The sequence below is a fragment of the Sporosarcina sp. FSL W8-0480 genome (assembly GCF_037963765.1).
GTDB lineage: Bacteria > Bacillota > Bacilli > Bacillales_A > Planococcaceae > Sporosarcina.
The window spans coordinates 2,725,784-2,739,181 of sequence record NZ_CP150166.1 but is presented as its reverse complement, the minus strand read 5'-3'; the positions used below and the strand labels follow the sequence as shown (position 1 = coordinate 2,739,181).

13 protein-coding genes are annotated in these 13,398 nt (G+C 40.4%); 9 read left to right on the top strand and 4 right to left on the bottom strand.

Features of this window, described 5'->3' with window-relative positions; all coding sequences use genetic code 11:
- The 4 genes from NSQ43_RS14165 to NSQ43_RS14150 all read left to right on the top strand — a co-directional run bounded on the left by NSQ43_RS14165 (position 1) and on the right by NSQ43_RS14150 (position 5,530).
- Complete coding sequence (locus tag NSQ43_RS14165; protein WP_339251223.1) at positions 1 to 711, top strand: GNAT family N-acetyltransferase; 711 nt, start codon at positions 1 to 3, stop codon at positions 709 to 711.
- Positions 712 to 807: 96 nt separating this feature from the next.
- Positions 808 to 2,496 (top strand): methyl-accepting chemotaxis protein, encoded by a 1,689-nt coding sequence (locus NSQ43_RS14160; protein ID WP_339251222.1) that lies wholly within the window; start codon positions 808 to 810, stop codon positions 2,494 to 2,496.
- Positions 2,497 to 2,667: 171 nt separating this feature from the next.
- On the top strand, positions 2,668 to 4,902 hold the full coding sequence (gene helD / locus NSQ43_RS14155) for an RNA polymerase recycling motor HelD (protein WP_339251221.1): 2,235 nt from the start codon (positions 2,668 to 2,670) through the stop codon (positions 4,900 to 4,902).
- Positions 4,903 to 5,059: 157 nt separating this feature from the next.
- The gene (locus tag NSQ43_RS14150; RefSeq protein ID WP_339251220.1) at positions 5,060 to 5,530 is read left to right on the top strand and encodes an NUDIX domain-containing protein; all 471 of its coding nucleotides are present in this window, start codon (positions 5,060 to 5,062) and stop codon (positions 5,528 to 5,530) included.
- Between the two features lie 81 nt (positions 5,531 to 5,611).
- On the opposite strand, the gene NSQ43_RS14145 is transcribed toward NSQ43_RS14150, so the two are convergent.
- The gene (locus tag NSQ43_RS14145; protein ID WP_339251218.1) at positions 5,612 to 5,908 is read right to left on the bottom strand and encodes a hypothetical protein; all 297 of its coding nucleotides are present in this window, start codon (positions 5,906 to 5,908) and stop codon (positions 5,612 to 5,614) included.
- A 160-nt stretch (positions 5,909 to 6,068) separates the two neighbouring features.
- Between NSQ43_RS14145 and NSQ43_RS14140 the strand changes: the two genes are divergently transcribed.
- Positions 6,069 to 6,527: a GNAT family N-acetyltransferase gene (locus NSQ43_RS14140; RefSeq protein ID WP_339251216.1), complete on the top strand. Its 459-nt coding sequence runs from the start codon at positions 6,069 to 6,071 to the stop codon at positions 6,525 to 6,527.
- A 1-nt stretch (position 6,528) separates the two neighbouring features.
- Positions 6,529 to 6,930, top strand: coding sequence for a hypothetical protein (locus NSQ43_RS14135; protein WP_339251214.1), 402 nt, complete (start codon positions 6,529 to 6,531; stop codon positions 6,928 to 6,930).
- A 58-nt stretch (positions 6,931 to 6,988) separates the two neighbouring features.
- Here the strand turns inward: NSQ43_RS14135 and cynS are convergent, their stop codons facing one another.
- On the bottom strand, positions 6,989 to 7,450 hold the full coding sequence (gene cynS / locus NSQ43_RS14130; protein ID WP_339251212.1) for a cyanase: 462 nt from the start codon (positions 7,448 to 7,450) through the stop codon (positions 6,989 to 6,991).
- 218 nt (positions 7,451 to 7,668) lie between these two features.
- On the opposite strand from cynS, the gene NSQ43_RS14125 reads away from it, so the two are divergent.
- Together NSQ43_RS14125 and corA are read left to right on the top strand one after the other, a co-directional pair.
- A complete protein-coding gene (locus NSQ43_RS14125; RefSeq protein ID WP_339251210.1) occupies positions 7,669 to 8,400 on the top strand; it encodes a sulfite exporter TauE/SafE family protein in 732 nt (243 codons plus the stop codon).
- A gap of 102 nt (positions 8,401 to 8,502) precedes the next feature.
- Positions 8,503 to 9,465 (top strand): magnesium/cobalt transporter CorA, encoded by a 963-nt coding sequence (gene corA, locus NSQ43_RS14120; protein WP_339254932.1) that lies wholly within the window; start codon positions 8,503 to 8,505, stop codon positions 9,463 to 9,465.
- 37 nt (positions 9,466 to 9,502) lie between these two features.
- Here the strand turns inward: corA and thpR are convergent, their stop codons facing one another.
- A complete protein-coding gene (gene thpR / locus NSQ43_RS14115) occupies positions 9,503 to 10,045 on the bottom strand; it encodes an RNA 2',3'-cyclic phosphodiesterase (RefSeq protein WP_339251208.1) in 543 nt (180 codons plus the stop codon).
- A 132-nt stretch (positions 10,046 to 10,177) separates the two neighbouring features.
- Between thpR and NSQ43_RS14110 the strand changes: the two genes are divergently transcribed.
- Entirely contained in the window at positions 10,178 to 12,226 is a 2,049-nt protein-coding gene (locus NSQ43_RS14110) for a prolyl oligopeptidase family serine peptidase (protein WP_339251205.1), read from the top strand.
- 50 nt (positions 12,227 to 12,276) lie between these two features.
- Here the strand turns inward: NSQ43_RS14110 and NSQ43_RS14105 are convergent, their stop codons facing one another.
- Complete coding sequence (locus tag NSQ43_RS14105; RefSeq protein WP_339251203.1) at positions 12,277 to 13,260, bottom strand: M23 family metallopeptidase; 984 nt, start codon at positions 13,258 to 13,260, stop codon at positions 12,277 to 12,279.
- Between the last annotated feature and the right edge of the window lie 138 nt (positions 13,261 to 13,398).

The window sequence follows — 13,398 nt, the reverse complement described above, 5'->3', positions numbered from 1 at the left end:
ATGAAAATTAAAGAAATTGAAATGAGAAGCGGTCTTACAGTCATCGTGAGAACTTTGTTCAGTGAAGATCTTAATCCCATTATGGAATTACAGAAAAAAGTGATCGGAGCACTTGCGGACACTTCCTTCCTTCAACCATTGTCCGAAGAGGAATTTCTTACTATCCTTGGCGGCAATGGCGCGATGATCGGAGCGTTTCATGATGACAAGCTAATAGGATTTAGAGCAATGCTTAAACCGGAAATTGATGGAGAACATTTAGGATTGGATGCAGGATTAAGCAAGTCCGAATTGCCGAATGTCCTGTATTCCGAAGTATCTTCTGTAGATCCTGATTACAGAGGGAACGGTTTGCAACAGATACTTGGGAAACTATTATTGGATGCTATTGACACACAGCACCATCGCTACGTTTTTGCGACGGTCGCGCCATTTAATATTGCCAGTCTGAAGGATAAATTTGCTTTAGGGATGCACATCGTATCCTTGAAAGAAAAGTACGGAACCCTCCTCCGTTACACGATGATGAAAGAGATCGGTAAAAATGTTGATGAAAATCAGCCAAACATTATAGTCGACATGTCCGATATCGAAAAGCAACAATCACTGTTGAGTGAAGGTTGGATAGGTGTCAGTATTGAACAGAATAACGGATCCTGGATTGTAAATTATCAAAAGTGGATTCAAAATTTTACCGTTCCAGTCAAATAGACTTGGAGCGGTTTTCCTATGTTATCCCTCCTTGCACTATACGAAAAATAATTAGTAGATTATAATTAAATTGCTTACAATTTTAGGAGGGTACTAATGAAGTATTCAGTGGGTAAGAAATTATGGACAGGTTTTCTATCCTTATTACTGTTGATGGTAATCTTTGGTTCATTTAGTTACTTGACCATTCCGAAAATAAGTGGGAATTATAAATCTCTACTTCACGATCAAATGGAAAAAATCGTGTTATTGGAACAACTTTCATCCAATCAAAAAGACCTTTCATATGATTTACGGGGCTACCTTTTACGCAATGATAAGAACTATCTAGAGAACCGACTTGAGTCGCTTCGGGTGTTTGATGAAAAAGTAGGGGAATTGGATTCATCTTTTAAATCTAAAGAAAACAAAGCCTTACTCGACGAACTGAAAATTGCCTCTCAGCAATATCGTCTTCTTGCTGATGAAGCAATTACTGCCTTTGATAATGGGGAAGAAGAGAAAGCAAGGAGATTCTCTGAAGATGCAGAGCCTTACAAGACTCTTGTTTTAAGTAAAGTAGATCAATTAATAACTACCCAACGTGCGCAAATTTACGCGGAAGAAGAAAAAATGGAACAAAGGATAGAATCGACAGGCTACTTTATAATTGTAGTAATGGCGGTCGTCCTGATTGTGAGCATGATTATTTCCTATTTCACAAGTAGAAATATAACGAGTCCAGTGAAAAAAATGACAATTGGATTAAAAAGACTTGCCCAAGGAGATTTTACGATAGATCCTTTGGATATTAAAAATAAGGATGAAATTGGCGAAATGGCAATGGCCTTTAATGAGATGAAAACAGATCTGCGGGTGATTGTCGCAAATACAAGAGATTCTGCGTATCAGCTTGCCGCACAGGCACAGCAATTGACGGCCAGTTCTGAAGAGAGTCTCGCGGCTTCTGAGTTGGTGGCGGAAATCGCCGAAAAGAACTTGCTGGCAAGCGATATGCAAGTGAATCTCGTGAATTCTTCAAATGAGGCAATGGGTGAAATGGTGAATGATATTAATCAAATCACGACTGATAATGCAGCGATGCTGAAGTCATCAGAGCAGGTATTGCAACTTGTGGAGGATGGCGCTGATCTGATGAAGGAAGTAACAACTCAAATGACAAGCATATCTAATTCTTTCAGTCAGTCCGCCGATATCATTACTGACCTTGCTGTCCATTCGGAAAGTATTCGCAAAGTCACAGAAATTATTACTGGGATTGCTGAGCAGACAAATCTCCTTGCATTGAATGCGGCAATAGAAGCTGCCCGTGTGGGGGAACAAGGAAGAGGGTTTGCAGTAGTCGCTAATGAAGTACGAAATTTGGCGGAGCAATCGAAAAAGTCTTCGGAAGAAATCGGCCGAATGATTGACGCAGTCATTCGAAATGTTTCACTTGCGGTGAACAGTTCAGAAGTTGGAACCGGTTTGGTAAAACAAGGACTGGCAATTACCGGTAAGACGAATAATGTGTTCAATGAGATAAAGTTGGCGACTACTGATGTAAGCGCAAAAGTTGAAACAGTTTCTGCGGCAATCGTAAAGATTCGTTCAATGACCAATAGTGTAACACTTGGGGCTGAAAAAGTTGAGGAGCTTGCGATGCAAACCTCGGCGGAGGCTCAGTCAACAAGTGCAGCTACTGAAGAGCAATTGGCCACACACCAAGAAATCGCTTCAAGTGCCCAAACCCTTTCGGAAGTTGCTGAGAAGCTTCAAAATGATATGAAACGCTTTACGGTATAACGAAATCTCCACGCCTATTCAGGGTGTGGGGATTTTTTTATACGTTCAATGATTCTGAATAAATTGTATTGCCTAAAACATGTCGTAATGGTACAATCAATTTCTGTTTCCTTAAAACCCCAACATCTCTACAAAAGCAGGACGCAAAATACGCAAAATGGAGGACTGTCTATGCAGAAACATCCCGATTTTGAGTTTGAATTGCAGCGCCTTGACTACACGAAGCACTATATGCAGAAGCTCCTTGAGGAGTCGGTGCGTGACGTGCAATCCTCACAAGATGAAATCCGTCACGCGATGGCTGATTTGGATTATTTAGATTCAAGTTTGAGTTACATTAACATTTTGACGAATACCCGCTTTTTTGAAATGGCAAGAACCTATAAGGAAGGATTAGAAGCGATACAGCAAAAGCCTTATTTCGCTCGAATCCATTTTAAGGCGGACGGGGAAAAAGATGAATTCCTTTATATCGGAAAAACATCGGTGTTTCATCAGGAAACACAAGAGCCGGTCATTGTTGATTGGCGTTCTCCAGTTGCGAATGTTTACTATGATGGTAGACTCGGAGACTTGACGTATAAAGTGCGTGACGAAGAAATAAGTGGCCATCTTTATTCGAAACGGCAATACAAGATCGAAGAGGGTGAATTGCTCGATATCCTGGATATTGATCTGACGACGAATGACGAATTGCTACAGGAAGCATTGGCGGGAAAGGCGGATGTCCGCCTAACAGAAATCGTTTCGACAATCCAAGCCGAGCAGAATGAGATCATCCGAGCAAATCTAAAACAGCCAATCATCGTTCAAGGAGCAGCCGGAAGCGGAAAAACGACAATCGCCCTTCACCGTATTTCCTACTTTCTCTATACAATGGGTGCAGATTTCCCTTCAGATAAATTAATGATTTTAGCTCCAAGTAAGCTTTTCATGGAATATATCGGCGATGTTTTACCCGAGTTAGGCGTCGGGCGGATATGCCAAACAACCTTCGCAGAATATGTGTTGAACGCTACTTGTTTGAAGCTGAAACTCGCCGATCCGAACGAAAAGTTGGAGATGTTAACGACAAATTCCTCCTTGAATGAAGAAGTGATTTCGATTGCGAAAATGAAAGGAACACTTCAGTACCGGGAAATTATGAAAAGGTATGTGGAAAAGATAGAGCTTGAGACAGCAGAATTATTTGAAGACGTCTACATTGATAAATATCGCATTATGAGGGGGACTCGACTCAAAAAACTGTTTTTAGAGGACTTCAACTATATGCCTCTTGAGAAACGAATTGAACGGATTCGCGCCATTATGCTTAGTGAAGTGAATCGGAAAAGGAAACAACTTTACAAGATTCTGTCCGATAAATACGAGGAAGCACTCGATAAAGCGCTATACGGAATTCGGGACGATGAAAAGCGCAGATCACGAATTACAAGGATCATGGACGAGCGTGACGAACGTCTACCTTCTATTGAAAAGGAAGGGAAACAAAAAGTCGCCACCTATATGCGGAGATTCAAAAAGTTTAATTGCAAAAAGCTATATAGGAGTTGGCTTACAGATTCCCAATTACATAATGAACTGGCATGCCACTGGTCCGATTCGGAAAGGGATGCTTTTTTTGGTGCGCATATAAAGGAGACCTATGAGACCGAGGATTTGGCAGCCATCTATTTTCTTCATGCAAAACTGAAAGGCGTGGAGGATAAATGGAAAATGCGTGTCGTCTTCATCGATGAAGTTCAAGATTACAGCGAATTCCAACTTGCAGCGCTTCAAGACGGACTCGAAACCGATATGTTCACAATGGTTGGGGATTTGGCTCAAGGTATCCATAGCTACCGGGCGTTGACCTCATGGGAACCCGTACAAGAAATGTTTCCGCGAGCCACCTATACAACGTTGCAGAAAAGTTACCGAACCACAATTGAAATCATGCAGCTTGCAAATAAAGTCCTTGCCCAAATGGACGAAGACTTGCCTTTAGTCGAACCGGTTGTACGCCACGGCAGGGACCCGGCGTTTTATGACCTGCGAGCACTCGATTCCGTGAAAGTGAATGAAATCTATGAAGCGATATTAAACAGGGGTCACCGTTCGATTGCATTGATTTGCAAAACGCGTAAAGAAGCAGCGGCCATCCATAAGCAGCTTGAACAATCAGGAATGCCTGTTCAATTATTAGGTGAAAACTCCGATATAAACGGGGATTGCCTATTGATCGTGCCGAGCCACTTATCCAAAGGGCTCGAATTCGACGCAGTCATCATCGCCGCCTTCGATGAACCATTCCGTGACCATCCAATCGATCGAAAATTGCTGTACGTAGCGATGACAAGGCCAATGCATGAATTACACCTGCTTTCAGACTCACTAATGCCGTTGATATCACCGAAAAACGCATAAACTGCCGAAATCACGCATAACTTCGGCGAAAAGCTCATAAACGAAGAAAAGTACGCATAAAGCCGCCTAAAAACGCATAAACCGCTTCAAAAGCTCATAATCGATAAAATTTACACATAAACATGAATTTGTTCTTCGTAAAAAGGGGGAGAGTTTGTTGCCGTATCCGTTCCATCATTTGGCTAGAGGGATTTTCATAAAAGATAATCATGTTTTACTTGCACAGGCCATTGGAGAAAAAAACACGTTTTTACCGGGAGGTCATATTGAATTTGGCGAAAGTGCAAAAGATGCACTCGTTAGGGAAATTGAAGAGGAATTAGGTATAAGTTGTACAGTAGTTGATTTCCTTGGTTTAGTAGAACATAGATGGGAAAGAAAAGGCGTGTTAAATTGCGAAGTAAACCAGGTGTTTGAAGTTGCCTGTAATAATTTAACAGCAGGTATTAACCCGCAATCACGTGAATCCCATCTCCAATTTTTCTGGTGTAGGGCAGATGATCTTGAAGATTGTAACCTACAACCTTATCCTTTTAGAAATCTGTTAAAAGATTATATGAACGGGAAAAAGGACATCTGGTGGGAAAGTACACTGAATTATGAAATTGAAAATTCGAATAGAAGTTAGGGCATTACGATTCCGTATCTAACCATTTAATAATCAATAATTTAATTGAATCAATATAACGGGTGAAAGATAGCAAAAATGCTATTCTTCATCCGTTTTTTTTGTAGAGTTCTCGCTCTTGAGCAAAGAGTTCTCCTTTAACGCTGTAGAGTTCTCGTTCCTGCACAAAGAGTTCTCGTTTAACGCTATAGAGTTCTCGTTATTGAGCAAAGAGTTCTCCTTTAATGCTATAGAGTTCTCGTTCTTGAGCAATGAGTTCTCCTTTAACGATGTAGAGTTCTCGTTCCTGCACAAAGAGTTCTCGTTTATCGCTGTAGAGTTCTCGTTCCTGCACAAAGAGTTCTCCTTTAACACTGTAGAGTTCTCATTCTTGTACAAAGAGTTCTCCTTTACCGCCCTAAAGTTCTCGTTCATGTCCAAAAAGTTCTCGTTTATCGTGGAATAGTTCTCATTCTCCTCCTAATTACAAAGATATATGAATATTAGAATATGAATAAATAGTATTTGTAGTATAATCTGATTAAGGGGGAGGTAACATATGCCACAGATCCACCATTTTTGGGGAATGCCCGATGAAGAAATAGTAGACGGGCTATTACAACTACATAATGATGTTTTCAACAATGCCGATGGGTTACTTGAGAACGCGGTGAAACGACCGAATATCCTATTTATCGTCGCCACTGACATGAATCAAGTAATAGGCTATAAAATCGGTTATGAGCTTTCTGCAGATCGCTATTATAGTTGGTATGGAGCCGTTCAAGAGAATTATAGAGGAAAAGGAATTGGCTCCATGCTTATGGACTATCAACACCGTCTCGTGAAAAAAGCGGGATATAAAGAGATTGAAACAAAGACAAGAAATATGTGGCGGAATATGTTGATATTAAATCTTAAACATGGGTTTGATATAACTGAAACTTTTTATGACGATGAAGGAATTCACCGAATTACACTGGTGAAAAGCCTAATAGAAAATAGGGAAGTGAATTAAATTGAATTTGAGAAAAGCGTTGGTTGGCCTATTTGTAATGATGATGATACTGAGTGGGTGCGGTAAAGGATATTGGGTAATGAAAAAATCGAAATTGGATGAGGAGCCTGGGGTCAGGGCGCATGTTAATTATTTACAAAATGAAAAGCCGGATCGAAGAGGTTTCAAAGTCATTGATATTAACGAGGGGAAAAAGTTAGTCGTTGTATCTACTGGATCAAGTAAAGTTGAGCTGGAAGCTGTGAGTGTAGAGTATTTGGAGAATCAAACAGTCGTCACAGTGAAAGAAATCGAGGCGGATAGTGATGAGATAAATCCGTATATCCTCATCGGGCTGGATAAACCAGTGAGTAAATTCAAGGTGGTCAATGAAGATGGGGAAGAGTACGAAATCGGATTTTGAGTGATAAGGATAAAAGGGGACCGGCTATTTACATGCCAGTCCCCTTTAACTATTTATCTTACCACTTTTTATAAGGTAAAAACTTTCCATTCAACGTTACGACTACCCGGTCTCCGGCTGGATTCTCTTCTTTATCAATATCCATTGTAAAATCAATTGCACTCATAATGCCGTCACCGAATTTCTCATGAATAACGGCTTTCATCGTTGTTCCATAAACCTGTAAAATTTCATGGAATCTATACAACAATGGATCGACTGGGATACGCTCATCCAAAGATCCTTTCAAGGGGATTTCCTGTAATATTGAAGTAATCGACGGATCTAAATCTAAGCACTTGACCAATGCTTGAACTTCTTCACCATTCATCGAAGCTTGCCCCATAATCGCAGAGGCGACCCAAACTGGATGACGGCCGACCGAATCGGCAATATCGTCAAAAGTTAACCCTTTATCCCTCTTCGCTAGTAAAATTGCCTCTGTAGCTGTTTCCCTCGTGTACCGCTCTTTTTTGCCCAAACGAATCATCTCCTTTAGACTTGTTACAATTAGTATAGCATTTCTGTAAGCAGTAAAATTCTGCATATATGAATCTTATATGACGTAAAGCATTATTTAGAAAAAATAGATTTGCCCACTCGGTGATAACAAATAATTATCATTTATTATAATAACTATCGAATTTTCTTATCACCCCTAAAGGAGTATACTAAAGTTATCAACAGGGGGTGTTCGTTTTGGAGTATTTCTTCATGTTTTTTATTGGAGCTATCGCTACAACTCTTGGCACATTAGCGGGAGGGGGAGGATTGATTAGTCTTCCGGCAATGTTGCTTTTCGGTGTACCGATTCATTCGGCAATTGGTGCGAATAAAGTTTCAAATACAGTTAGTTCATTTTCAAGCTTTCTTTTCCTATTGAAACATAAGCAAATCTCTTTACGTGAATCTTTTTGGATCATTCCTGTCAGCTTAATCGGTGGGATAAGTGGGGGCTTCATCGCGACGATGCTTTCCGAAGACCGCTTATATATATTGGCAATCATTCTTCTGTCATTTGCATTCATCACGTCATTCATCGGCAAAGGTGATTTTAGCGGACAGGAGAAATTGAAGATTTCGAAACTCAGTATTCCGGGTTTATACGGAATTGGTATCTATGATGGTCTGTTCGGACCAGGACAAGGGACGCTGATGCTTTATTTATTCGGGCATTTGAAAGTTGCCTATATCCGTGCAGTCGCATATGTACGCCTTGCTACTTTTTCCAGTTGTCTCGGGGCGGCAATCACCTACATTCTTGCTGGAAAGATCATCTGGCCGTTAACGATTATGCTAATGCTTGGTTCGATTACTGGAGCCCAAACCGGAGTACGGATTGCGGAAAAATTAAAACCGAAATTTGTAAAACCGTTATTACGGGTTGTTACTGTGGCTTTGATCATCCAGATTGTTATCGGGAATATTTGAGTTATAGCAATTGCCTCGGGGATCAGTTGGGTCCTTCGAGGCTTTATTTCTGCTTAAAAGGGGAACACTTAGGAAAGAATGTTTCGAAATGTAGGTGGAAAAATGCTAAGGACAATCGGAATGACCAATGCGGATGAAATGATTTTCGATTTTAGACTTGAGGAGATTGAGTCACTTCCACTTAAATGGTACTGGGTGGATTTTGACCGGCCATCGGAAGAGGAAAGTGAACTTTTGCGAAGCTACTTCGATTTCCATCCATTGGCAATAGAAGATTGCTTGGGCCGGTTGCAAAGGCCGAAAATGGATTATTATGATGGATACACATTCTTTGTTCTGCATTCAATTTGTAGCGATGACCTTGAAGCAGAGGAACTGAACATGTTCCTTGGTAAAAATTTCATCGTAACATTTCATAGAGGAAAGCTCCAGGAAATGGAGAAGGCGCGTGAATTGATTTTAACAACCTCAAAAACTTGGGACCAGGGCCATAAATTTATTACCTATCAAATTATCGATAAAGTAGTCGACCAGTACTTTCCAATCCTTTATAATATCGAAGATCATTTGGATGAAATTGATGAAGAACTTTCACCAAGAACTGTTCATCTATCCATGGATTACGTATTTGAAGTGCGAAGTGATTTACTACGTTTGCGAAGAACGATTTTTCCTATGAGGGAATTGCTTTACAGAATGCTAAACTCGCAACGGCTGCATTTTAGCCAACAGGAACAAGCCTATTTTTCAGATGTTTATGATCATTTGATCCGACTTGGAGATATGATTGACTCCAATCGTGAGCTGACAGCAGACATCCGGGATAGTCAGCTTTCCATTAACTCCAATCGTATGAACAGCATCATGACAACATTGACAATCATCTCTTCAATTTTTATTCCATTGACCTTCATCGTAGGTGTCTACGGGATGAACTTTGACCATATGCCAGAATTACATTGGCGGCATGGTTACCTGATCGTCATTATTGTCATGGCTTTGATAGCATTATCTATGATTGTTTGGTTCAAAAAGAAGGGTTGGTTTGGTATTGATAAAACCTAATGTAGACAGCCGCACCAACGATTGGGGGCGGCTGTTTTTATCCTAATGAAAAATGTTCAATGATCTCATATTTTGGAGTTTCCGATGGATGAATCCTAAAAAGGGAAAATCCATTCACAGTAAATTCAATGGGTGCATATGATTCCTTTGGAATGGCAAAATCACTTGTAAGTTTACGTTTTTTTGCAATTGTAATATGTGGAGTGAAATGTTTGTCACTTTCAATACCTAAATCACTTCTTCCAATCAGAGCGATTGACTGTTGTAATTTATCAAGTTCGGTGGAAGGTTCTACAGACAAATAGACGACTCTTGGACCTTTTGGTGATCCAAAATATGAAAGTCCACTTACGGATAAATTGAATGCTGTTTGCTGACTTGCCACAGTCGTAAGGCCTTGAACCAAATCCGCGATTTCCCCCTCAGGTAGTGCACCGATGAACAGTAAAGTGATATGTAAGTCATCCATATGGGGAATCGCCTTGTAGGCAGTGGAAAGATTGTATTTCTCTCTGAAAAAACGGACTGTATCTTCGATAGATGTTGGTGTTTTAATCCCAATAAAATAATGGTAACTCATAAAGCCCTCCTTATAAATTTCTTTCCTTCTATTGTATCCCAATATGCTAAAAGTTTTACTTGATTAACTGGTGCCTCTTTTCAGAAGAATGTGGTAATATATAGTGGAAGTTCTATTAAAGGGGGAGAAAGAATGGTAGTATTTACGAAAAAAGAGGTAGTTGTTGATAATTTTCATGGAACTGAAATTGCCGATCCATACCGATGGTTGGAGGACCCGAAAAATCCGGAAGTACAGGAATGGGTGGATTTACAAAATGAAAAGACGCAGGCATTCCTATCACTTTACCCTCATAGGGATAAAGTAAAGGCGAAATTGACGGAAACTTGGAATTTTCCAAAGTATACTGTTCCTCGTAAAGAAGGGGATTATTATTACTTCCATAAAAATGATGGGCTGCAAAATCAGGCAGTATTTTACCGAGTTAAGGATCTTAACTCTGATCAGTTGGAAGTTATCCTCGATCCGAACACGATGAATGAGGAAGGAACTGCGGCGATTACGAACCTATCATTTACGAAAGACGGCAAACGTTTGGCATATGGTATTTCGTTGAATGGAAGTGACTGGCAAGAAATTAAAGTGCGAAATTTGGAAACAGGCAAGGATGAGTCCGACCTAATTCAATTTTGCAAGTTCAGTAATATTGCGTGGAATGAGGAAGGAACAGGATTTTACTACAATCGTTTTCCAGATCCCTCCACAGTTCCGGCAGATGAGCAAAGCTTCAACAATAAAGTGTATTGGCATGAATTAGGTACAACGCAAGACGAAGATGTTTTGATATACGAGGATCCTGCAAATAAGGAGTTCTCATTCAATCCGATTTTCTCGGATGATTACCGCTATTTGCTATTAAATGTTTGGAAAGGTACAGAAAATAAGAGCCGGATTTATTATAAAGACCTTCAAAATGGTGGGGATTTTGTCCATTTGTTTGGCAAGGGCGATGGTGAGTATTCATTTATTGGCAATGAAGGACGTACTTTCTATTTCATTACAAATGTTGATGCACCTAAAGAGAAAATCATTGCGGTCGATTTGGACAACCCTACGAAAGAAAATTGGGTGGATGTCATCCCAGAAAGTGAAGATGTTCTGTCGTTCGGAAAAATTATCAATCAACAATTCGTAGTTTCTTATCTACATAATGCACATGATGAATTGAAGATTTATAGTCTGGATGGCAAGCATGTAAAGGATATTTCTTTGCCTGGATTCAACTCGTTGACTGGACTGAATGGAAAGAAAGAGGACGAAACGATGTTTATCGGATATACGTCCTATCTTGCGCCAAATTCAATTGGAAGCTATGATTTCAACTCAGGAGAACTTGTTCAGGTCTTCCAACAAAATAATAAGTTCGATACCGAAGGGTTTGAAACAACTCAAGTCTTTTATCCATCCAAGGACGGAACGAAAATTCCGATGTACTTGACTCATAAGAAAGGCTTGGAACTGAATGGTGAAAATCCGGTTTTACTATATGGATATGGCGGTTTCAATGTGAGTCTGACTCCTGCCTTTTCACCAGCTGTTCGGGTGTGGATTGAAGAAGGTGGAGTCTATGCAGTCGCTAACCTAAGAGGTGGAGGCGAATTCGGAGAAGATTGGTATAAGGCAGGAACGTTAGAGCGGAAACAAAATGTATTCGATGATTTCGCTGCAGCTGCAGAATGGCTTATTGAACAGAAATACACAAAAACGAGCAAACTTGCAATTATGGGTGGAAGTAACGGTGGATTGCTTGTTGCAACGTCCATCACTCAACGTCCAGACCTATTCGGAGCGGCAATTTGCCAAGTTCCAGTAACAGACATGCTCCGTTATCATAAATTTACAGTTGGTCGCTATTGGGTGACAGATTATGGCAATGCGGAAAAGAATGCCAAGGACTTCGAATTTATGATTAAGTATTCACCACTTCATAATGTCAAGGAAGGTGTCGAATATCCACCGACTCTAATCACAACCGCGGATACAGATGACCGTGTTGTACCGGCTCATGCAAAGAAATTTGCTGCTACATTACAGGCGGGACATGAAGGGGAAAACCCAATCTTGCTTCGTGTAGAAAAAAATGCGGGCCACGGACTCGGAAAGCCAACTGCCAAGATAATTGAAGAGCTAACGGATGTCTATTCATTCCTAATTAAAACATTAGGCGTGGAAATTAATTAAATTGAAACAGGTGACGATAAACATTTTGTTTGTCGTCACCTGTTTGTGTTTTACCTTTTTTGCCGCTCCCAATTCAAAAGAGCTGGATACGGATCAAATGCCCATTCAGTTTTGCCATTATATTTATAAACACCATAATGAAGATGTGGTGGGAATTTTCCGGACGTCCCTTCTTTTCCATAGCCGGAACTTCCAACAAATCCAAGAAGTGTTCCTGGTTTAACAACATCACCTTCCTTGATGCCTTTATCAAAGTAAGCCAGATGGGCAAAATAATGATACGTATTATGATTATCCCGTATACCAACACGCCAGCCACCATATTCATTCCATCCCATCACTTCAATGACGCCATATGAAGTGGAGACAACGGGTACACCATACCCAGCAAAAATATCAGTTCCTTCATGGATTCTCCGTCCACCCCATCCTCTACTTGAACCCCAAGTACCACGATACGTATAATGGTATCCTTTCGGTACTGGGAAAACGTGTTCATCCAATTCAATCGTCTCAAAGTGCTTATATAGTTTAGCGATGGTTGCAATCTGATTGACGGTCTGTTCCCGTTTGTAATAATGCCATAGGGCTGCCTTGAAATCTTCTTCAGCTGGACCGTAAAAGGATAAATGCGAGCTCATAGTCATTAAAATATCCCCGAAATCGTTCCGGTCAGCATTCCCGTCGCCATTCCCGTCCAACCCAATTCCTCCAAAAAATGCAATTGAATGAGGGTCATTGTCAGTTGTAATAGGATTTAATAAACCCGACCAATCATGTGACGGGATTATAATTGAAATTGCACCGTCTGGCTTGGGCAAATCCGTACGCACTTGACGGATATTCCGCTCGTATTGATCGATTGCAGCCAAATGATACCAAGGCACAAGCTCGTTGGAATACCGTAAATAATACTCCATTCGCTCCGCTTCAATGGTTACTTCTTGCAGTTTTTCCGAGGCGGAAGTTAGTTGAAGCGGCAAAAACAGACTCATCAATATACAGAAAGATACAGTTTTAAAATGGATACGCAAGGGGAAACCTCCTTTGTATGGTTATAGAATTCCCCGATCATTGTTTTTCATGAATATATTGTCGATTTTTCAATCTTTGCCGTAGGATGGATTTGTTTTTTAGTGCTATACTCAAGGTGAATAAAAAAGGGGGCATTT

Coding starts and splice junctions, on each gene's coding strand:
- thpR (WP_339251208.1), bottom strand. CDS start 10,045: ATGAGTTACCATTATTTTATTGGGATTAAAACACCAACATCTATCGAA.
- NSQ43_RS14140 (WP_339251216.1), top strand. CDS start 6,069: ATGCCACAGATCCACCATTTTTGGGGAATGCCCGATGAAGAAATAGTA.
- corA (WP_339254932.1), top strand. CDS start 8,503: ATGCTAAGGACAATCGGAATGACCAATGCGGATGAAATGATTTTCGAT.
- helD (WP_339251221.1), top strand. CDS start 2,668: ATGCAGAAACATCCCGATTTTGAGTTTGAATTGCAGCGCCTTGACTAC.
- NSQ43_RS14160 (WP_339251222.1), top strand. CDS start 808: ATGAAGTATTCAGTGGGTAAGAAATTATGGACAGGTTTTCTATCCTTA.
- NSQ43_RS14165 (WP_339251223.1), top strand. CDS start 1: ATGAAAATTAAAGAAATTGAAATGAGAAGCGGTCTTACAGTCATCGTG.
- NSQ43_RS14110 (WP_339251205.1), top strand. CDS start 10,178: ATGGTAGTATTTACGAAAAAAGAGGTAGTTGTTGATAATTTTCATGGA.